This is a genomic window from Arthrobacter crystallopoietes (genome assembly GCF_017603825.1).
Lineage (GTDB): Bacteria > Actinomycetota > Actinomycetes > Actinomycetales > Micrococcaceae > Crystallibacter > Crystallibacter crystallopoietes_B.
Genome location: NZ_CP072014.1, coordinates 367,966 through 388,256, shown reverse-complemented (window position 1 = coordinate 388,256; position 20,291 = coordinate 367,966). Strand labels below are relative to the sequence as shown.

General features: G+C 66.4%; 15 protein-coding genes. 5 read left to right on the top strand and 10 right to left on the bottom strand.

Translation table 11 applies throughout. The features are described from left to right. The first annotated feature begins 43 nt into the window (after nucleotides 1–43). Nucleotides 44–3,580 (top strand): chitobiase/beta-hexosaminidase C-terminal domain-containing protein, encoded by a 3,537-nt coding sequence (locus tag J5251_RS01850; protein WP_139006673.1) that lies wholly within the window; start codon nucleotides 44–46, stop codon nucleotides 3,578–3,580. A gap of 120 nt (nucleotides 3,581–3,700) precedes the next feature. On the opposite strand, the gene J5251_RS01845 is transcribed toward J5251_RS01850, so the two are convergent. After that, the gene (locus J5251_RS01845) at nucleotides 3,701–4,363 is read right to left on the bottom strand and encodes a response regulator (RefSeq protein ID WP_139006672.1); all 663 of its coding nucleotides are present in this window, start codon (nucleotides 4,361–4,363) and stop codon (nucleotides 3,701–3,703) included. After that, complete coding sequence (locus tag J5251_RS01840) at nucleotides 4,353–6,176, bottom strand: sensor histidine kinase (RefSeq protein WP_139006671.1); 1,824 nt, start codon at nucleotides 6,174–6,176, stop codon at nucleotides 4,353–4,355. The genes J5251_RS01845 and J5251_RS01840 overlap by 11 nt, the downstream gene beginning before the upstream one ends. Nucleotides 6,177–6,369: 193 nt before the next feature. Here J5251_RS01840 and J5251_RS01835 point away from each other — a divergent pair, with 193 nt between their 5' ends. Continuing rightward, nucleotides 6,370–7,806, top strand: coding sequence for a CitMHS family transporter (locus J5251_RS01835; RefSeq protein WP_139006670.1), 1,437 nt, complete (start codon nucleotides 6,370–6,372; stop codon nucleotides 7,804–7,806). A 75-nt stretch (nucleotides 7,807–7,881) separates the two neighbouring features. Here J5251_RS01835 and J5251_RS01830 read toward each other — a convergent pair whose 3' ends face one another. Together J5251_RS01830 and J5251_RS01825 are read right to left on the bottom strand one after the other, a co-directional pair. After that, the gene (locus J5251_RS01830) at nucleotides 7,882–8,535 is read right to left on the bottom strand and encodes an SAM-dependent methyltransferase (protein ID WP_139006669.1); all 654 of its coding nucleotides are present in this window, start codon (nucleotides 8,533–8,535) and stop codon (nucleotides 7,882–7,884) included. 68 nt (nucleotides 8,536–8,603) lie between these two features. Further along, a complete protein-coding gene (locus J5251_RS01825; RefSeq protein WP_240793216.1) occupies nucleotides 8,604–9,803 on the bottom strand; it encodes an MFS transporter in 1,200 nt (399 codons plus the stop codon). A 130-nt stretch (nucleotides 9,804–9,933) separates the two neighbouring features. Here J5251_RS01825 and J5251_RS01820 point away from each other — a divergent pair, with 130 nt between their 5' ends. Both J5251_RS01820 and J5251_RS01815 read left to right on the top strand, forming a co-directional pair. Next, nucleotides 9,934–10,299, top strand: a complete 366-nt coding sequence (locus J5251_RS01820; protein ID WP_139006667.1) for an ArsR/SmtB family transcription factor — start codon at nucleotides 9,934–9,936, stop codon at nucleotides 10,297–10,299. Next, on the top strand, nucleotides 10,296–11,315 hold the full coding sequence (locus J5251_RS01815) for a cation diffusion facilitator family transporter (RefSeq protein ID WP_139006666.1): 1,020 nt from the start codon (nucleotides 10,296–10,298) through the stop codon (nucleotides 11,313–11,315). The genes J5251_RS01820 and J5251_RS01815 overlap by 4 nt, the downstream gene beginning before the upstream one ends. A 132-nt stretch (nucleotides 11,316–11,447) precedes the next feature. Here J5251_RS01815 and J5251_RS01810 read toward each other — a convergent pair whose 3' ends face one another. The 6 genes from J5251_RS01810 to J5251_RS01785 form a co-directional block, all read right to left on the bottom strand. Continuing rightward, entirely contained in the window at nucleotides 11,448–12,962 is a 1,515-nt protein-coding gene (locus tag J5251_RS01810) for an amino acid permease (RefSeq protein ID WP_139006665.1), read from the bottom strand. A 56-nt stretch (nucleotides 12,963–13,018) separates the two neighbouring features. Then, nucleotides 13,019–14,422 carry an aspartate ammonia-lyase gene (locus tag J5251_RS01805; protein ID WP_139006664.1) on the bottom strand — a complete coding sequence of 468 codons (1,404 nt, stop codon included), beginning with the start codon at nucleotides 14,420–14,422 and terminating at the stop codon, nucleotides 13,019–13,021. A 15-nt stretch (nucleotides 14,423–14,437) separates the two neighbouring features. Continuing rightward, on the bottom strand, nucleotides 14,438–15,436 hold the full coding sequence (locus J5251_RS01800) for an asparaginase (protein ID WP_139006663.1): 999 nt from the start codon (nucleotides 15,434–15,436) through the stop codon (nucleotides 14,438–14,440). A gap of 70 nt (nucleotides 15,437–15,506) precedes the next feature. Then, the gene (locus tag J5251_RS01795; protein ID WP_139006662.1) at nucleotides 15,507–16,205 is read right to left on the bottom strand and encodes a FadR/GntR family transcriptional regulator; all 699 of its coding nucleotides are present in this window, start codon (nucleotides 16,203–16,205) and stop codon (nucleotides 15,507–15,509) included. A 204-nt stretch (nucleotides 16,206–16,409) separates the two neighbouring features. Continuing rightward, nucleotides 16,410–17,477, bottom strand: coding sequence for an alcohol dehydrogenase catalytic domain-containing protein (locus tag J5251_RS01790; RefSeq protein ID WP_139006661.1), 1,068 nt, complete (start codon nucleotides 17,475–17,477; stop codon nucleotides 16,410–16,412). A 63-nt stretch (nucleotides 17,478–17,540) separates the two neighbouring features. Further along, a complete protein-coding gene (locus J5251_RS01785; protein ID WP_139006660.1) occupies nucleotides 17,541–17,732 on the bottom strand; it encodes a PLD nuclease N-terminal domain-containing protein in 192 nt (63 codons plus the stop codon). 509 nt (nucleotides 17,733–18,241) lie between these two features. Here J5251_RS01785 and J5251_RS20450 point away from each other — a divergent pair. Further along, nucleotides 18,242–20,290 carry an Hsp70 family protein gene (locus J5251_RS20450; protein WP_139006659.1) on the top strand — a complete coding sequence of 683 codons (2,049 nt, stop codon included), beginning with the start codon at nucleotides 18,242–18,244 and terminating at the stop codon, nucleotides 20,288–20,290. Nucleotide 20,291: the final 1 nt, after the last annotated feature.

Sequence of the window (20,291 nt, the reverse complement as noted above, 5' to 3'; positions counted from 1 at the left end):
ACATCGCGCCTTTGACGAGGAAACTGTGCACGAGGGGGAACTCATGACATCCGATCCTGAAATCAAGCTGAGGCCGCCAAGCGGCCGTAAGCAACAACGACGGCGGGCGGTGGGGATGGCGGCGGCAGGCGCCGTCCTGCTCTCTGGCCTGTCCGTTCTGCCGCCGGCTTCGGCGGCTTCGCTTCCCGCAGGCGGCGCCGGGCTCTCGCAGTCCGCGCTCGCAGGCATGCTGCCAGCGGCTTTGCCGAAAGGCCCGACCGGGGTGGGCCCGATCAATCCGAACAACGGCTATCCGTACTGGTACGGCGACAGCGGAGACGCGGCCAAGGGGTTGGCGCCGATACGGCTGGAACTGTGCGTCACTGCCCAGGACTGCCCGGTCATCGGTGTTGACTATGATCCATCGGCGCCGCTGTCCATTCCGGAGAACTTCCCGGAAGAATCCTTCTGGTGGTCGGGTGAAGCGTCCCTGACCATGCCTGACGGGGCCGAGGCCCGGCTGATCATGGCCCAGGAAGCAGCCTTCGGCGGAGCCGGCGACGTGGCTGCCGGCCAGCAAAACGGGTTCGCCCGGCTGCGCATCCGGCTCGAAGACGGCGAACCAGGCCAGCAGTACACCTTCACGCACCCCTACGGTGTGGACGTCCTGACCGCCGATGACCGCGGCCGGATCCGCTTCACGGAGGACATCGGCTGCATGCAGCAACCATGTTCCTGGGAAGAGCCATCCGATGGCCGGATCGGCCCGTTCCTGCGCTGGGACCCAGCGGCTGGTCCCGAAGCGCCGGAGGGCTTCATTGGCGACCCGAACGTGGAACACGAGGTTGTGGGCAGCCCTCACGATACGAACTTCTTCCGGGTTTCAGGGCCGGCAGGGGGTGACGTCCAGACGGCAGAGACGAATCTGTTCGCCGTCCAAGGCAAGATCGCGACAGTGGAAGCCGGCGTGGACAAACCTGGCGGCCGCTACAGCTCCGCTCAAACGGTGAAGATTCACTCATCCTTCCCGGAAGGGAAGATCATTTACACCACGGATGGTTCGGATCCAACCGTCAACGCGGACGGGACCGTCAACGGTACCGAATACGTGCCGGAAGCCGGGGCAGCCGTCTCGGAAGTAGCCGTCGAACTGGGTACCCCCGGGGTCACAGCGCTGAAGTACATATCCATCGACCCGGCAACCGGGGACACCACGGAGGTCTACACCGAAGAGTACGACCTGGACGCCACACGCCCGTGGCTGGACGCAACTCCGGACGCTGCTGCCGGCCCGCTGGCAGGGCCGCAACTGGTGACACTGAGCGGGAATACCAACGATCCCGCTGTTGCTCCGGAGATTTACTACACCACGGACGGCTCCATGCCGTCGTTCTCTGAGGCGGGGGAGCCGCAGGGCAACACCTGGGAGTACACCGAACCGATGCAGGTCGGAACTTCCACCACTATTCGGGCCGTCGCCGTAGATCCAGCTACCGGAACAGCCGGTGAAATCCGGTCCTTCCCGTTCAAGATCCACAACCTGCAGGAAGTTGGTCCGACGAGCGAAGAGCATGGCTTCCCGGAGTGGCTGCGGGACAACGGCTGGGAAGGCCAGGAACCGGTCCAGCTGGACCTGTGCCTGGAGGACCCGCTGTGCCCCGTCGTCGAAGAACGGCCGAACCCGCTGGCACCAACCTCTTTCCCGGATAACTTCCCCGGAGAGGCGTTCTGGTTCGCTTCCGAGTCAGTGCTCGATGTCGATGGCGAAGAGGTCCAGCTGACCCTGGCCTCGGAAGCTGCCTTCGGCGCCGACATGGTACGTGACGGGGACCAGGTGGCCTTCGGCCGGATACGGGTCCGCGGTGATGGCGTCTTCGAGCCGGGTGCAACCTACAAGTTCACACATCCCTACGGCGTGCTGGAGCTGACGGCGGACGTCGATGGCAACATCAACTACACCGAGGACCTCGGCGCGCTGAACGGCACGGGCGACTTCTCCCATCTGCTGGAGGCCAAGATCGGGCCGTTCCTGCGGTGGGACGAGGGCGCTCCGGCAGGCTACCTCGGCGACGGCAACACGCCGCACGCCGTCGTCGGCAGCCCCTACGATACGAACTTCTTCAAGGTCGAGCAGGTGACCGAGGCCGACGGCGGTGAGATATTGACCCCGGAGGTACTGGGCGAGACCGATGAGTTCGTGGTGCAGGGCAAGATGACGAACGCAACTCCGCCGGAGGCGCCGACGGCAACCGCCGCGACCGCCGGAGGACTCTTCGCCGCCGACCAGTTGGTAACGCTGACGGCGACTCCGGACACCGCGCAGATCTTCTTCACCACTGACGGTACGGAGCCGACCGAGGACAGCACCTTGTACGAGGAGCCGATCGCCATCACTAATGAGGGGGTCACCACACTGAAGTTCATCGCGTTCAACTTCGGCATTCCGTCCGAGGTGGTCACGGAGACCTTCACGCTGGACAAGACCGCACCGGCGCTCACCGGTACCCCGGAGGGCGAGATGGCTGCGGGCACCGCGATTACCTTGACCGCGGATGGGAATGCGGCCATCTTCTACACGCTCGATGGAACTGAGCCGAGCAAGGCCAGCACCCTCTACGCGGCACCGGTGCAGCTCTCCGCAGGACAGACGCTGCGGGCCGTAGCGATCGATGAAGCCGGCAACACCAGCGCGATCGGCACCTGGACCACTGCGGCGAACGTGGAGACGCCGGGTGAAGAGACGCCGGGCGAGGAACCGCCGGTCGATACGGAGGAGCCGCCGGTTGATACGGAGGAGCCGCCGGCCGACTCGGAGACGCCGGTTGAGGAGGAGCCCGCTCAGACGCAGTCGAGCAATGATTTCACCTCTGACGGCAAGGCCGATCTGATCACCACGGACCGCTCCGGCAAGCTCTGGCTCTACGTGGGCAAGAACAACGGCGGCTACGAACCGCGGAAGCAGGTCGGAAGGGGTTGGAACAGCATGACCAGCCTGATCAGCACCGGCGATACCGACGGTGACGGCAAAGCCGACCTGGTTGCCCGTGACAAGGCCGGAAAGCTCTGGCATTACGCCGGCAAAGGAACCGGCTGGTTCGCACCGCGGAAGCAGATCGGGTGGGGCTGGAACATCATGACCAGCATCGTTGGACCCGGTGACTTCAACGGGGACGACAAGAACGACCTGGTTGCCCGCGACAAGGCAGGCGTTCTGTGGCTCTACGCCGGCCACGGTAACGGCTGGTACGCCCCGAAGCACAAGATTGGCTGGGGTTGGAACAGCATGACCATGATCGTCGGGCCGGGGGACTTCAGCGGTGACGGCAAGGCTGACCTGGTAACCCGGGACCGCAGGGGAGATCTGTTCCTTTACGTCGGCGACGGCAAGGGCAGCTACGAGCCGAAGAAGAAGATTGGCTGGGGTTGGAACAGCATGACCATGATCGTCGGGCCGGGGGACTTCAGCGGTGACGGCAAGGCCGACCTGGTAACCCGGGACCGCAGGGGAGATCTGTTCCTCTACGTCGGTGACGGCAAGGGCAGCTACGAGCCGAAGAAGAAGATCGGCTGGGGCTGGAACATGATGAACAACATCCTCTGAACCTGATCCGACCGGAACACCACAGCGAGGCCTCCTGCCACTACCGGCAGGGGGCCTCGCTGCGTGCCGGGGAGCAGCAGGGGCCAGCGCACCAAGGCAACGCCAGCCGGTGGTCCGTGGTTAGGGTCCCACCGGGCCATAGCGGTGTTCGGGGCGTCCGGTGCTGCCGTAGCGAAGATGGATTTCGACGGCGCCGTCGTCGGCCAGCGCGGAAAGGTAGCGTTGGGCGGTAGCCCGCGAGATGCCCACCTGCCGGGCCACGTCCGCGGCGGATTTCTGCGTTCCGGGCTCCAGTGCTTCCAGTACCGACGTCTCCGTGGCGGAACGGGCCCGGCCCGACCCCGGGGCCTCGCCGGGGTGGAGGGCATGCAGGGCGCGTTCCACCGTGTCCTGGTCCACGGCGCTTTGGTTGGCGAGCAGCCGGCGGTAGCGGGCATAGGCGCGCAGTTTCCGGGTCAGCTGCTCGGCGGTAAAGGGCTTGATCAGGTAGCCGAGCGCGCCGCGGCGCAGCGCCTTGCGGACCGAGGCGGCATCGGCAGCGGCGGTCAGCATGATGACGTCAACGTCCAGGGTCCGCAGTAGGTCCAGGCCGAGGGCATCGGGAAGGTAGACATCCAGCAGGATGAGATCCGGTTCCCTGGCGTGCACCACGCGCAGCGCCTGCTCCGCAGTGCCGGCCGGCGGCAGGGCGGTGAAGCCGGGGACGGCCTCCACGTAGCTGGCGTGCAGGCGGCCAACGTGGAAGTCGTCGTCGACAATGAGCACCTGCAGGTCATTCGTCATGCATCTCTCCTGGTTCCTTCGGGGCAACTGTTCCGGGCAGTCTGGCGCAGAAGACTGCGCCGGGGCCGCCGGGCTGGCCGGGTTCGGCCACCCAGACATCGCCGCCGCGGCGGCGGGCCAGCTGCCTGCTCAGCGGCAGGCCGAAGCCCTGGCCGTGCACATCCTGCAGGCTGTCTCCGCCGGTTTCGGTGGTGGAGAATCCCTCGGTGAAGATGCGCTCGAAGGCCGAGCCGCCGCCGTCGTTGTTTGACGCGGTTGCCTCCGCCAGGCCGTCGCCCGAGTCCGCGACCACCAGGTGCAGCACGCCGCCGTCCTCGGTCAGTTCGTCCAGCAGTTCGACCTCGGCCCAGCGCTCGGGGTTGCTGCCGTGCACCGCCGCCCGCACGGCATTGTCGATCAGGTTGCCAATCACCGTGGTCACGTCCTGCGGGTCAGTGATGCGGCCGCGGATCAGGGTCTCCGGGCCGATCCGCAGCGTGACGCCGCGTTCGGCCGCCTCCACGCTCTTGGCGCCGATGAATGCCTGCAGGTACGGGTCGCGCAGCAGCTCGGACTGCTCGGCCGGATAGTTCAGCGGCCCGGTTTTCATGATCGAGCCCATGTAGTTCTGCGCCGCGGCATAGTCGCCGATGCCCAGCAGACCCGAGACGGTGTGCAGGCGGTTGGCGAATTCATGCCGCTGCGCGCGCAGGGCCGTGGTGAGCGCACCGACCGCGTCGAGCTGGCGGGTGAGGGACTGCAGCTCGGTCCGGTCGCGCAGCATGATCACCCAGCCGAGCTCCGGCGCGGCGGCCCCCTGCGCAGCGGCCCCTTCTGCAGCGGCCCACGGGCGGTAGCCGCGGCGGCCCGGTTTGCGGCTGGGCTGTACGGCCCGGGCGGTCAGGATCAGCACCCGGGACCCGACCACCTGTTCCACCGTGGGGGACTGCGGCGTGGCAGCCTCCAGCAGCGCGGAGAACGACGGCGGGAGGCTGGCTTTGTCCAGCGGCAAGCCGACGATTTCCGCGGCGATATCCATCCCGAGCAGCCGCTTGGCCTCGCGGTTGAATACCGTGATGCGGCGGTCCGCGGAGACGCCGATGACGCCTTCGTCGACGCCGCGCAGCACCGCTTCCTGGTCCTGCGTCAGGGCGGCGATCTCCTCCGGCTCCAGACCGAGGGTCAACCGCTTCAGCCGGCGCCCCAGCAACAGCGAAGCCAGCGTACCCAGGCCCAGTGCCCCGGCTGCGGTGAGGGCGATGGGCAGGATGCTGCCGCCGAGACCTTCGAGAATGTCCTTGCTGGAGAAGCCCACGCTGACCTCCCCGACCACCCTGTCGGAGCCGGGCGCGTAGACCGGCACCTTGGCCCGGGCGGAATGGCCCAGTGTGCCCTGCTCCTGCTCCGTCACTTCGCGCCCGCCCAGCGCTTCGCTCGGGTCGGTGCTGACCCGCTGGCCCAACAGGTCCGGATCCGGGTGCGAGAGCCGCAGCCCGGCGTCGTCGGTAATCACTACGAACAGCGCGCCGGTCCGCAGCCGTACGTCCTCGGCAAGCGGCTGTAGCTCCCCGTCGGCCAGCACCTCGGCGGTGAGTTCTTCCGGACCGGCGTCGGCCAACGCCGAAACACCCGCGCGGACGTCTCCGGATGCGGCCACGGTGCGCGCGACAGCCAGCGCCTGGTCTTCCGCTTCGTCGCCGAGCCGCTCATACGTCAGCCAGCCGTAGACAACCGCCGAGAGCAGCACCACCAGCGCCACCACGCCCAGCTGCATCAGCAGCATGCGGGCCGAAAAGCCCGGCCGCAGGGTGCGTGTGGGGGAGGATTTCATCATTCCTCCTGTGGATCCGGTGGATGCAGCGCCTGCGGATCGGGCAGATCGGCAGGCCTGTGAGCTAAATGAGCAAAACGTGCGCAATAAGCAGTATGCACCTCAAGTGAACTAAAGCGCCATCCGTGATCCGGCCCACCCTACAGTTTGTAAGGCCGGTCACACCTACCCCGGCCTGCTGTTTTAAGGAGTTGTTGTGCTGGTATTCCTCGGATTCGCGATGATCGCGGTCTTTATGGCACTGATCATGACCAAGAAGCTGACGCCGGTGTTGGCGCTTATCCTGGTCCCCACCATCTTTGGTCTCTTCGCCGGCGCCGGCCTCGGCATCGGCGAAATGGTCCTGGAGTCGATGAAGTCCCTGACTTCCACGGCCGCCCTGCTGATGTTCGCCATCATCTTCTTCGGATTGATGATCGACGTCGGCCTGTTCGACCCGCTGGTGCGCTTCATTCTGCGCACGCTGGGCAACGACCCGGCCAAGGTAGTCCTGGGCACGGCCGTGCTGGCCGCCGTCGTGTCGCTGGACGGCGACGGTTCCACCACCTTCATCCTCACCACCGCTGCGATGCTGCCGATCTACCTGCGCCTTGGCCTGAGCCCGGTAGTGCTCACCTGTGTGGCCGGCCTGGCCAACGGCACCATGAACATCGTCCCCTGGGGCGGCCCCACCGCACGTGCCGCCGCCGCCTTGGACGTCTCGCCCACCGACGTTTTTGTCCCCATGATCCCGTCCCTGATCGCCGGCATTCTGGTAGTCATGGTCTTCGCCTGGACCCTCGGCCTGCACGAGCGCAAGCGCCTGGCCAACGTCAAGCCGGAGTTCTGGAACGCCGGCGGCAACGCCAAAGGCAGCGCCAAAGGCAGCGCAAACAACGGAGGCACTGCCGTCGTTGGTTCTTCGAGCGGTCAGGGCGGCGGCGGTTCCGTTGCCGTGCTCGACGCGCCGGAGCCGGCCATCGACGCCGACTTGGCACTGGTTGATTCCGCACTGGATCCCAACCGAGCCACCCTGCGCCCCAAGCTGTTCTGGTTCAACCTGGCCCTGACCACCGCTGTCATGGTGGTGCTTGTGCTGGACATCGTGCCGCTGGCCTTCGTCTTCATGGTTGGCGCCGCGATCGCCCTGCTGGTGAACTTCCCCAAGGTCAAGGACCAGGCGACGCAGCTGGTGGCCCATGCCCAGAGTGTGCTGGCCGTGGTGTCCATGGTCATGGCCGCCGGTGTGCTGACCGGCGTGCTGAACGGTACCGGCATGGTGGACGCGATGGCTGCCTGGCTGGTCGACATCATCCCCGACTCGATGGGCCCGTTCATGGCCGTGATCACCGGACTGCTCAGCATCCCGATGACCTTCTTCATGAGCAATGACGCGTTCTACTTCGGCGTGCTGCCGGTGCTGAGCGAAACTGCCAGCCACTTCGGCATCTCCCCGGCCGAGATGGCCCGCGCGTCCATCACCGGGCAGCCGGTGCACATGCAGAGCCCGCTGGTTCCGGCGATCCTGCTGCTGGTTTCACTGGCCAGCGTTGAGCTGGGCGACCACCACAAGAAGGTTCTCTGGCGTGCCGCAGTAGTCTCGCTGGTGATGCTCGCCGTGGGCATCCTGCTCGGCGCCATCCCGTGGAGCTAAGCCTCAGTAACTGATGAGCGGCACCCGGCCAAGGCTAAGAACCTGGCCGGGTGCCGCCGTCGTTAATCAGGTGTTTTATCCGGTGCGGCGGGCCAGCAGGACGCTGTCGGTCAGCGTGCCGATCTGTCCCTCCGGCCCGGTGATGTCGCGGACCACCGAGTCAACCGTTTCCAGCGACCAGTCCGGGGCCTTGAGCCCGAGTTCCACTGCAAGCTCCGCGGCAGTGGGCAGCGGTTCGTGGGGTTCGGGGTGCTTGGACCAGGACGGGAAGGATTCGTGGCCGACCACCAGCAAGGCGCCGCCGGGCGCCACCGCACGGGCCGCCGCAGCGAGAATGCTGTTACGCGGCAATTCGATCGGTGAATGCAGGAACTGCGCCGAAACCAGGTCGTACTGGGCCTCCGGCTCCCAACTGGACAGATCCCGCTTCAGCCACAGGATCTGCTCCGCCACTCCGGCGTCCTCGGCATGTTTCGCCGCCCGCTCGAGTGCCAGTGCGGAGACGTCGACGCCGGTAACCTGCCAGCCCCGGGCGGCCAGCCAAATGGCATCCGCGCCTTCTCCGCAGCCCAGCTCCAAGGCCTTGCCTGGCTGCAGGTCCGAGGCCTCGCGGACCAGCATCGCGTTCGGGTTGCCGCTCCAGATCTGGTCCCGTTCGGCGTAGAAGGATTCCCAAAAATCGTCCGGTACTTCCGTATCGCCATGGTTATGGCCAGCATGTTCGCTCATGTCTTCAGACTTTACGCCGCGCCACTGTCAGGGAGAACGACTCATGCAATCAGCGAACGGAGAGGCTGCTACACGCGCGTCGTTTCACTCAGAGCCCTGCGGCCGTGCACTGCGAAGTACAGCCCGATGCAGGCGACCATGATGACACCCGTGGCCACATACATGCCCTGATAGCCGGCGAACGGTACCAGGAGGCCCAGCAGTACCGGGCCGAAACCTGTGCCGACGTCGAACATCAGGTAGTAGGTGGCGATGGCCGTGCCCAGCCGCCGCGCCGGCACAGCGTTGACCACGATCGCCTGGCTGCAGGGGACCAAGGTGCCGAAGCCGAGCCCCGTCAGGATCCCGGCCGCGGTCACCGTGGCCGGCGAGGAACCGGCGGCCAGCATGGCGAGCCCGATCGCGAAGATCAGCAGTGCCGGATACATGACAACGTTGTCGCCCCTGCGGTCATGCAGCCGCCCCACGCACAGCCGCGAAACCAGTACCGCGGCGGCGAAAACCAGAAAATACAGGGCGGCAGACGAGGGCTCACCGCTTGATGCGGCATACGAGGTCAGGAAGGACAGCACGCCCGAGTATGCCAGCCCCGCCACCAGCACGATGCTGGCCAGCGGCAGAGCCCGTGGTTCGATGACGGCGGCCAGCATGCGGACTGCCCGCCCCTCCGGTTCCGGTTCTGCATCAATGGCGCCATCGTCGTCGTTCTCGGGCAGACGCAGGGCAAGGGCGACGGCGAAGGCTGCCGCCGAGCAGCCGGCGCTGAACCAGAACACGGCCTCGAAATCCGCTCCGTCGGCGAGCAGCACGGCCAGGAACGGACCCAGGGCGGTGGCGATGGTCGTCGAAGAAGCGAAATAGCCGGTGCCCTCACTGCGCCGGGCCTGTGGGATCAGGGCCTGCGCGCCGGTGGTTACGGCAGTGTGGGCCAGTCCGAAGGTGGCACCGTGGACGAGACGCAGCACGATCAGCAGTTGGAGCGATCCTGCGGGGATGTACAGGACGGACACGGCGACGAATACGAGCAGGGCCAGTACCAGGATCCGGCGCCGGCCAACCCTATCCATCAGCATGCCGGCGAAGAACCGTGACACGAGGGCCCCGACGATGAATGCGCTGGAGGCGAAGCCGGCGGCACTGTCCGCCGCCTGGAACCGTTCCAGTGCGTACAGCGCCATCGAGGTCATCAGCAGGTAGAAAACCATGTAGAGGAACAGGTTGGTACCGATGGCCAGCGTGAAATTCCTGGTCCACAGTTTCTCGCGCAAAGGCCCTCCCGCAGATTCCAGCGACACACCGGCCGGTCTGCGGCCGCACCCTTCGATTATGCCCCCTGAGGAACGACTGCCGGCGTGAAGGGGCATTGCGGGCAGCCAAGTTCTATGCAATTATCTGCGCATGAATGAAGATAAGCAGATATGCGGGCTTGATGTGGACAGCCAGTATGTCGAGCTGGCCGTCGAAGTGTTTTCCATGCTGGCCGATGCCACACGGGTCCGGATCATCCTCGCCCTCCGGGATAAGGAACTGTCGGTCAACGAACTGGCGGAAACGGTCAGCAAGTCACCGGCCGCCGTCTCCCAGCACTTGGCAAAACTGCGGATGGCCCGCATCGTCGCCACCCGCCAGGACGGGACCCGTGTGTTCTACCGCCTCGAGAACGAACACGCCCGGCAACTCGTCGCGGATGCAATCTTCCAGGCCGAGCATGCATTGGGCGACACGCCCCGCCATCATCGGATCAGGCCTGCGGAGGCCTCATGACACGCGTGACACCTGGCGATGTCGCCAGCCATCAGCATGGCCATGAAAACCCGGGCCATCACCACCCAACCGGCATCCGTGGCTTTTTCCATGATCTCTTCGTGCCGCACAGCCATGACGCCGCCGATTCCATCGACGATGCACTGGAGTCCAGCATCCGTGGCATCCGGGCGGTCAAGATCAGCCTGGTGGGACTGGGCATCACGGCCCTGCTGCAACTGGTCGTCGTCGTCATCAGCGGTTCCGTGGCACTGCTGGCCGACACCATCCATAATTTCTCAGACGCGCTGACCGCCATTCCTTTGTGGATCGCTTTCATCCTGGGGCGCCGGAAGGCCACCCGCCGCTATACCTTCGGCTACGGCCGGGCTGAGGATCTGGCGGGACTGTTCATCGTGGCCATGATTGCGCTGTCCGCCCTCGGCGCAGGGTGGCAGTCCGTCGACCGGCTCCTTAATCCGCAGCCGCTGCAGAACCTAGGCTGGGTCCTTGCCGCCGGACTGGTTGGTTTCGCAGGCAATGAACTGGTGGCGATGTACCGCATCAAAGTGGGCCGCAACATTGGGTCCGCTGCCCTTGTGGCGGACGGAATCCACGCCAGAACGGACGGCTTCACGTCGCTGGCCGTGGTCCTGGGCGTGATCGGAGTCTGGCTCGGTTTCCCGCTGGCGGATCCGATCGTTGGGCTGATCATCACGATCGCGATTGTCATCCTGCTCTGGGGCACGGCCCGCGACATCGGCCGCCGGCTGCTCGACGGCATCGATCCTGATCTCGTGGACCGCGCCGAGAGGATCCTGTTGGCGGACGAGGCCGTGCAGGAGCTGCCCGACTTGCGCCTGCGCTGGAGCGGGCACCGGCTCAACGTCAGCGCAGCCGTCCAACTGGATGCAGCGATGACAATCGACGGCTACTCCCAACTCGAAAGCCGGCTGGTAGCCAAACTGCAGCAAGGGCTGCCGGGCGTCGAGTACATTTCCCTCACTCCTGTCCCGGCGGGACGGGAACGCCCCTGAGCTGGCGGCGCGCACATATGGAAATGCAGCCGTGTCCCTTGGCGCCCCCGATCAGGACGGGTAAGGCAAAGGTCCGGCAGCGGGCCCGGTTGGGCGCCGCTGCCGGACCTTGGATCCGCGGTGGGGCCGGCGTCAGATGTCGGAAGAGGCTGACACAGCCTGGGACCGCGCCTCTTCCTCCTCGCGACGAGCCGCGATCGCGTAGATGTTGTCGCGGCAGCGGTACCAGCCCAGGATGAGCGCCGGGATGATGATGACCAGTGAGGCCACCGTCCAGGTTCCTACCGGGGAGTCGAAGGCCATCAGCACCAGCACTGCGGCGAGGAAGGCCAGTGTCAGGTAGCCGGTGAACGGCGCGCCGGGGAGCCGGAATGCCGGCCGGGAGAGTAGGCCCTTCTTCGCCCAGTGGCCCAGCTTCAGCTGGCACAGGATGATCATGCCCCACGCGCTGATGATGCCGATCGCGGCGGCGTTGAGAACAATCTCGAAGGCCTTCGCCGGCACGATCGCGTTCAGCGCCACGCCCAGCAGGGCCACGACGGCGGTCAGGGCGATGCCGCCGTAGGGTACGCCGGACTTGTTCATCCGGCCGGCGAATTTGGGGGCGGATCCGGACACGGACATGGAGCGCATGATGCGGCCGGTGGAGTAAAGGCCGGCGTTCAGCGAGGAGAGTGCGGCGGTGAGGACTACCAGGTTCATGATGGCGTCGACCCCGGCCACCCCGATGGTGCCGAAGAACGTCACGAACGGGCTTTCGCCGGCTTTGTAGGCGGTGTACGGCAGCAGCAGGGAGAGCAGCACGAGCGAACCGACATAGAAGACCGCGATGCGCAGGATCACGGTGTTGATGGCCCGCGGGATGACCTTGTCCGGGTTCTTGGTCTCGCCGGCGGCGGTGCCGATGAGTTCGATTGAGGCATAGGCGAAGACCACGCCCTGGATAACCACAATGGCCGGCATCAGGCCGTTGGGGAAGATCCCGCCGTTGCCCGAGATCAGGCTGAAGCCGACTTCTTGGCCTTCCAGCGGAGTACCGAAGATGACGAAGTAGATGCCCACCAGCAGGAACGCGACCAGGGAGACGACCTTGATCAGCGCGAACCAGAATTCCAGCTCGCCGAAGACCTTGACGGAGACCAGGTTCAGGCCCAGCACCAGCACCAGGGCGCCGAGGGCGAAGACCCACTGCGGCACGTCGCCGATGGGCGCCCAGTATTTGGCGAAGAAGTTCATGTACAACGCCACGGCCGTGACGTCCACAATGGCCGTCATGACCCAGTTGAGCCAGTACAGCCAGCCGGTGGCGAAGGCCGCTTTCTCGCCGAAGAACTCGCGGGCATAGGAGACAAAGGAGCCCGACGACGGCCGGTGCATAATCAGTTCGCCGAGGGCCCGGAGGATCAGGAAGGCGAAGAAGCCGCAGACGGCGTAGGTCAGGACCAGCGCCGGCCCGGCATTGGCCAAGCGGCCGCCGGCGCCCATGAACAGGCCGGTGCCGATGGCGCCGCCGATGGCGATCATCTGGATCTGCCGGGGTTTGAGACCCTTATGGTAGCCCTGGTCTTCGGCGTGCAGCGCGGTGTCCGAGGGGTGGTCGGTGTGAACGGGTTTGGCGTTCTGGAGTCCCTGGGGTGGGGGAGTCATAGTTGTCCTTCTGGATGGGGGACTTGGATTGCTGTTACGGATTGCGGGGAGGGGACTTAGTTGCTGAGGTTGGCGAGCCGCTCGGGTGAGAGCAGCTCGTCGAGTTCGGCGCCGGTGAGCAGCTGGTGCTCAAGGACGAGTTCGGCAACGCCGCGGCCGGTGGCCTGCGCTTCCTGGGCAATGGCCGTTGCGGCGGCATAACCGAGCCGCGGGTTCAGGGCGGTGACCAGGCCGATGGACTGCTGCACGGTGAGCCGGAGCCGTTCGGTGTTGGCCGTGATGCCGCGGATGCAGCGCTCGGTCAGGGTCCGGCAGGCGGCCTCGAGGTGGGAGATGCTCTTGTCCAGGCTGTGCACGATGATCGGCTCGAACGCGTTGAGCTGCAGCTGGCCGGATTCGGCCGCCATCGTGATGGTGACGTCGTTGCCGACCACCTCGTACGCTACCTGGCTAACTACCTCGGGGATCACCGGGTTGATCTTGCCGGGCATGATGGAGGAGCCGGACTGCACGGCCGGCAGGTTGATCTCGCCGAACCCGGCGCGCGGGCCGGAGGAGAGCAGCCGCAGATCGTTGCAGATCTTGGAGAGCTTCACGGCCACCCGCTTGAGCACGCCGGAGAGGTGGACGAAGGCGCCCACGTCCTGGGTCGCTTCGATCAGGTCCACCGAGGTAACCAGGGGCAGGCCGGTCACTTCTGCCAGGTGGCGGCAGGCCGTTTCGCTGTACCCGGCCGGGGCGTTCAGCCCGGTGCCGATGGCGGTGGCGCCGAGGTTGATCTCGTGGATCAGCAACGTGGCTTCGGCGAGGCGTTCCCGGTCTTCGCCAACGGTGACCGCATAGGTGCCGAATTCCTGGCCCAGGGTCATGGGCACGGCGTCCTGCAGCTGGGTGCGGCCCATCTTGACCACGGTGCGGAACTCCGCGGCCTTGTCAGCGAAGGATTCTTCCATCGTGGCCAGGGCGTCCAGCAGGCTGCGCACGCTGTTGATGGTGGCCACCCGGACCGCAGTGGGATACACGTCGTTGGTGGACTGGCTCAGGTTCACATGGTCGTTCGGGTGCAGCTGCGAGTAATCGCCCTTTGCGTGGCCGAGGATTTCCAGCGCGCGGTTGGCGATGACCTCGTTGGCGTTCATGTTCGAGGAAGTACCGGCACCGCCCTGCACCACGTCGACGACGAACTGCTCGTGCAGCTTGCCGTCGATGATTTCCTGGCAGGCCTGGGCAATGGCATTGGCACGGACGCTGTCCAGCAGGCCCAGTTCTTCGTTGGTGCGCGCTGCTGCGAGTTTGACGGCCGCTAGGCCCTTGACCAGGTGGGCGTTGCTCGAGAGCGGCTGGCCGGTAATGGGGAAGTTCTCCAGCGCCCGCAGGGAGTGGACGCCCCAGTAGGCGTCCGCGGGAACGTCCCGGTAACCCAGCAGATCGTGGTCGGTACGGAATGACGAAGCTGTCACTGTTTTCCTTTTTCCTTAGTTCGAGGTGCTGAAATCGATGGCGCGGAGCTCTCCCACCGGGCGTCCGCCGCCCAGGACGGGCGCGGGGGCAAGAGTTTGCAGCAGGCCGCCGTCGAGGCCCAGGGCTGCCAGCGCCTGGAGGGTGACCGGCATGCGGGCGCGGTCGGCGCCGTCCGAAATTTTGACGGCGACGGCACGGCCGTCGCGGAGCCCCACCAGCTGCAGGCCCTCAAAACCGTCCTTGGCCAGCAAACCGGGAACCAGCCGCATCAGCGCGGTGACATCCCGCCCGGCACCCGCGACCTGTTCCGGGTGCGCCATCATCGCGTTGGCCACGGCGGCCTCGGCCGTGTCCGGCCTAGCGGAGGCAAGCCGTCCAAACGCGCGGGCCATGCCGCGCAGGGTCAGGGCAAAGAGCGGCGTGCCGCAACCGTCCGTGCTGGTCAGCGGGGATTCCTCGCCGGTCAGCTCAAGAACGACGGCGGCAATCGCCACCTGCAGCGGATGTTCCGGATCGAGATACCCGGCTACCGGCCAGCCATTGATCACGCAGGTAGCCGCCATGGCGGCGTGTTTGCCCGAGCAGTTCTGGGCCAGCTGCGACGCTTCGCCGCCGGCGCGGAGCCAGCTCTGCCGCTCCGCATCCCCGTAGGGCAGGTCGACCGTATTCTCGAGCGCCGCTTCGGTGAGGCCGTGCAATTGGAGGATGCGCATCGCCCCTTCCTGATGCTCACCGGAGCCCGAGTGGCTCGCCGCGGCCAGGGCCAGCAGGTCCGGCGGCAGATCCAGGCCGGCACGGACCATCGCCACTGCCTGCAGGGGCTTGAGCGAGGAGCGCGGATAGAACAGCGCAAGGGGGTCGCCGGCAGAAAGCCGGGTGCCGCCGTCGTAATCCAGGGCGATGAGGGAACCATAGTGGACGCTTTCCACCAGTCCGTCGCGGGTCTGCTCGGCGAGCGGGACATGGTTTGGCCGGGGCACGGCGCAGGGCTGGCCGGGTTCAGCCTGGGACATCGAGGGCAGCATGGCAGCTTTCTGTTGGGAATGCGGTCAAAAAGAGCGAGGCGGAAACCGCCTGGGTGAATCAGTTGGCGTTCAGCAGCCGGTCCAGTGCGACGCCCACCGCGGCCAGATGTTCGCGCATGGCGGCGCTGGCCTCCTCGGCGGAACCCGCCTCGATGGCGTCGAGGATGCGGCGGTGCTCCACATCGGATTTCTGTTGGCGGCCGGCCACCATGTTCAGCGTCTCGGACTGGTGGGCGAGTGCGTCGCGGATGTCGGCCACCACCGACTCGAACACGCGGTTGCCGCTGGCGCGGGCGATGGCGGAATGGAAGCTGGCATCGAGGCTGACCCAGGCTTCCGGATCATCCTCGGTGCACATCGACTGGACCACGTCCCGCAGGAACGCGAGCTCCTCATCGCTCCGGCGTTCGGCGGCCAGCCCGGCGGCCGGAACTTCGATGTGCGGGCGGGCCTCGGTCAGTTCCCGGGCGGAGTACTGGCCAAGAGTGAGGTCCGAGGCCACACGGTCCGAGATCACGAAGGTGCCTTTGCCTGTCCGCGTCACGGTCAGCCCGAGGGACGCGCAGGACCGCAGCGCCTCGCGGATCACGGAACGGCTGACGGCGTACTGCTGGGCCAGCGCGGCCTCGGAGCTGAGCTTGGTGCCGACCGGGAGCTTGCCTTCTTCAATGGCGGCGCGGAGGGAGCGCAGTACGGCCTCGGCGGCACCGACGCGGACAATGGGCTGTCCTGCTGTCCAGCTGTCTGACAGGTTCACGCAGAGAAATATGTCACGGGTCACACACGTATGTCAATTCGGGAACCGTATGCACGATGAGGTCATCGAGGCGTTGTCTCACGGTCCGGTTCCATCCGGGCATGGCAGCGATGTAGTCCTGCACTGGGCCGGTCCCCTCACCCTTGAATTCGCGCGTTGCTACCCGAGAGCAGCTTCGGTCCTGCCTCGTTTTCCGGCGGTCGGTCACATCCGGAGCACCGCTTTGACCAGCGGGCGGCCATGATCGTCAGGCGCCCCTTCTGCCGTCAGGCGCAGCGCCTCCACGGCCTGCCCTATCGGATAGACGGTGATCAGGCGTTCGCCGAGGTCCGGCATGGTGGTCAGGAACGCGAGCGCATCGTCAAAGTCCGGGCGGGTAGAGGCATAACTGGTCACTACGGCGAGCTCCTTGCCGACGAGCGTGTTCACCGTCTGCCGGGCTCCCGTGGCGTACATGGCCACGAGTATCAGTTTGCCGCCCGGCCGGAGCACCTCCACGGCGGAAGCCAGCTGCTTGCCCGAACCGGACGCCTCGATCCAGACATCAACGCTCTCCGGCCCGGGGTCGGTGGTGCTGCGCAGGCCGAGGCTCGCGGCCAGTTCCTGCCGTTGCTGATGGTGGGGGCCGGACCGCCCCACCATCACGACGTCGGCGCCCAGGCTCCGGGCAATCAGGGCAGCAAGCAGCCCAACGGCCCGCGTGGTCGAGACCGCCACCCGGTCACCTGGACGGATCTGTCCCACGGTGGCGACGGCATGCCAGGCGACGGACGTGGGCTCGGTGAGTACAGCCGTCGTATCCGGGAGGCCCTCCGGCACCGCCAGCAGGTTCTGCCACGGAACCAAGGCCGTCCGCGCTGCCGTTCCGTCACGGTTGAGCCCCAGGGTGCTGGGCCGGGCGCACTGCTGCGGCCGGCCGGCCAGACATTCTTCGCAGTCGCCGCAGCTGAGCATGGATACGGGAACAACGCGCGTCCCCGGCGCCGGCCAATCCGGGACCAGCAGGCCGACGGCAGATACCACGCCCACAGCTTCGTGGCCGAGCACCGTGCCGGAACGGACCCAGTCAAAGGCCGGATCGGCATGATAAACAACGACGTCGGCGCCGGAGAGTCCGCACAGCGTTACCTTGACTTCCACCTCGTCGGGCCGCGGAGCGCGGGGCCGGTGCGGGACGAGGGCAACGCCGCCCGGTTCAAGGCTAACCCGGGCGAGGGCGAGACCAGCGGATTTTGGGCCAGGGAGGCCGGCGGCCGCTGGTGACGTTGCCATGACGCACTCCTCCTTGGTTGTTGCCCCTCCATCTTCTCGTCCGATCCTAGTCCCCGCTGGTTCTTACTTTGGAGTGCGGTGCGCCCCAAGCCAGAGGAAAGCACCAAGGACCGGGACAAGGAGGACCACACAGGCCCAGGCGGTTTTGGCGCCGGGCGGGAAGTCGCTGCGGAGCACGCTGACCAGCGCACCTGCGCTGAGGCAGAGGGCAAAAGGGCCGGCACACACAAGCCAGATCAGCTGGTCATATTCCATCCCGCATCCCCCGTTCCCTCGATCCGTATGGGGGCGCGGTATTGCCCTACGCCGGTCGGCCACGATTTTCCCAACCCCCGTTTGAGAGTCTAGATTTCCAGGATGACGGCCGGCATCAGTCCGAAGGATGAGATCGATAACCGACGCGTCAGCCCCAGGGATTGCACCCCGCGAGACGTTTAGGTCCACCTAATCCATTAACCATGAACATTGGCATTTCCCGGCGGGATTACGGGGTCCATACCCCTTGCTATTCCAACGGAGGGGCTCCTAACCTGAAGGAGTTGGGGTCAAGCAGAGACCGCGAGCGGGCCGGCTGGGAACCGGCGCGATCATCACCGCAAGCACCTTTGAGGGTCACCGCAGCGGAGGTAATGAGGTCCGCTGACATGCCGCATCCATGGCATGGATTTCTGCTTGGCTTATTGGGGAGCATCGCACTGCTCTGACTGAGGGCCCATTTACGGGTTGGGACGATCGAGTTCGATCGCGCATTGCTGGGGGAGTCCATGACCTTTGTACTTGGCATTGATATAGGCACGAGCTTTTCCGCCGCGGCGGTCGCGCGCCTGGACGGTGCAGGCCAGCCCGCGCCGCAGGTGCTGAACCTGGGCGTACGCGGCGGCGCGGTGCCATCGGTGATCTTCCTCGGCGAAGACGGCCAGGTCCTGGTTGGCGAGGCGGCCGAACGCCGCGGAACAACCCATCCGGACCGATTGGTACGTGAATTCAAGCGGCGTGTGGGCGATGCCGTCCCCATCGTTGTCGGCGAGCTGTGTGTGGCACCCGAGGATATCGTCGCCACCATGGCACGTTGGGTGGTCGACCGTGCCCAGGAGCGCGAGGGGGAACCGCCTGCCGCCGTCGCTATTGCGCATCCGGCCAGCTGGGGCGGCTATAAGAGGGACCTGATCCGGCAAGCCCTGGCAGGCGTGGGACTTTCAGACGTCACGCTGGTCAGCGAACCGGAGGCGGCGGCGGTCCACTACGCCTCGCAGGAACGGGTCGATGAAGGCAGCACCATTGCGGTCTACGACCTCGGCGGCGGGACGTTCGATGCCGCCGTGCTTCAGAAAAGCAGTGCGGAGACTTTCCGTACGTTGGGGCGTCCCGAGGGCATTGAACGCCTGGGCGGCGCCGATTTCGATGACGCTGTCTTCCGCCACGTTGCTTCCTGCGCAGCAGACGCTCTAGCCGGCCTCGATACCAGCGATCCAGGGGTGCTGATGGCGCTCGCGCGGCTCCGCCGGGAATGCACGGAGGCGAAGGAGGCCCTTTCCACGGATTCGGAGGCCTCCATCCCGGTACTTCTGCCGGGCGGCCAAAGCCAGATACGTTTGGTGCGCTCGGAGTTTGAAGCGATGATCGACGACGGCGTGCAAACGACCATTGAGGCGCTCAAGCGGGCGATGCAGGCGGCGGGCACTGATGCCGAAGACTTAAGCGCCATCCTCCTGATCGGCGGCTCTTCGCGCATCCCGCTCGTGGCCCAGTTGCTCTCGGCTGAATTCAACCGACCGATCGCTATCGACGCCGATCCCAAGGCCTCCATCTCGCTGGGCGCGGCGTTCTCGGCTGCGGCCATGCTGGCTCCGGCCGCTGCCGAAGCGGAGGGCGGTCCGGACAGTCCGGCCGCGCCCGGGGAGGTATCCGCAGGCCGAGCGGCCGCAAGGGAAACAGCTGGCCACGGCCAAGGCTTCGGGGCTGACACGGGGACAGGTGCGCCAGTGGCGTCCGTCAAACCGGCGCACCCGAGGACCGGCGCCCGGATGACGGCGGTAGCGGCAGCTGTCGCTACGCTGACCATCCTGACTGCCACAGCGGCCCAGAGCCCGGCGGAGATGAATTCGTTGGCGGCCGGGGCAACGGGGGCGCAGGCTCCGGAAGAGGAAGGCGAAGCAGGGACGGCATCACCGCCCGGCGGCGCTGCCGGACCACAGGGATCAGGCGCGGGTGGACCGGCAGAAATACCGGTCTTGGACGGCAGCGGCGGGACTCCGATCACTGATAACTGGCAGGCGACAGACGTCGACGGTGATACCGTCGCCGGGACGGTGCCCGCGGACGGGACCTCGGGAGCGGTAAATAACGACGGCGGCAGGGCCACACCGCCGAAGGGCTCCAACCCAGGCGCAAACGCAGCCCGACCGGACTCGTCGTCGAGTACAACGAAGCCTAGGACAGAGGGAACGGGCTCATCAGCTCCCGGACCAGCCGCCGAAACCAGCCAGACGGCACAAGAGCCGACCTCCCCGGCGCCGCAGCCGGAGCCGCCGGCAACCGGTCCCGCGCCGACACCGCCGGCCCAACCCCCAGCCACACAGCCGCCGACCACAGCCGAGCCGCCCGTCACGCCTGCTCCTGACATCCCGCAGACCCCGGTGCCCGAGCCACCCGCCCCTGAACAGACGGCTCCCGCCGCTGACCCGCCTGCCCCCGCACCTCCTGAACCTGCGCCGCCTGCGCCCACCGCGACCGAACCAGCAGCCGACCCGGTGCCGCCCGCGCCCGCTCCGGAAGCACCCTCGACCGCACCTGCTCCTGCGCCGGAAGGGTGAC

Bases quoted from the DNA above. Each gene is read 5' to 3' on its own strand.
- J5251_RS01820 (WP_139006667.1), top strand. From the start codon at position 9,934: ATGAATGAAGATAAGCAGATATGCGGGCTTGATGTGGACAGCCAGTAT.
- J5251_RS01800 (WP_139006663.1), bottom strand. From the start codon at position 15,436: ATGTCCCAGGCTGAACCCGGCCAGCCCTGCGCCGTGCCCCGGCCAAAC.
- J5251_RS01850 (WP_139006673.1), top strand. From the start codon at position 44: ATGACATCCGATCCTGAAATCAAGCTGAGGCCGCCAAGCGGCCGTAAG.
- J5251_RS01790 (WP_139006661.1), bottom strand. From the start codon at position 17,477: ATGGCAACGTCACCAGCGGCCGCCGGCCTCCCTGGCCCAAAATCCGCT.
- J5251_RS20450 (WP_139006659.1), top strand. From the start codon at position 18,242: ATGACCTTTGTACTTGGCATTGATATAGGCACGAGCTTTTCCGCCGCG.
- J5251_RS01785 (WP_139006660.1), bottom strand. From the start codon at position 17,732: ATGGAATATGACCAGCTGATCTGGCTTGTGTGTGCCGGCCCTTTTGCC.
- J5251_RS01830 (WP_139006669.1), bottom strand. From the start codon at position 8,535: ATGAGCGAACATGCTGGCCATAACCATGGCGATACGGAAGTACCGGAC.
- J5251_RS01810 (WP_139006665.1), bottom strand. From the start codon at position 12,962: ATGACTCCCCCACCCCAGGGACTCCAGAACGCCAAACCCGTTCACACC.
- J5251_RS01845 (WP_139006672.1), bottom strand. From the start codon at position 4,363: ATGACGAATGACCTGCAGGTGCTCATTGTCGACGACGACTTCCACGTT.
- J5251_RS01815 (WP_139006666.1), top strand. From the start codon at position 10,296: ATGACACGCGTGACACCTGGCGATGTCGCCAGCCATCAGCATGGCCAT.
- J5251_RS01840 (WP_139006671.1), bottom strand. From the start codon at position 6,176: ATGATGAAATCCTCCCCCACACGCACCCTGCGGCCGGGCTTTTCGGCC.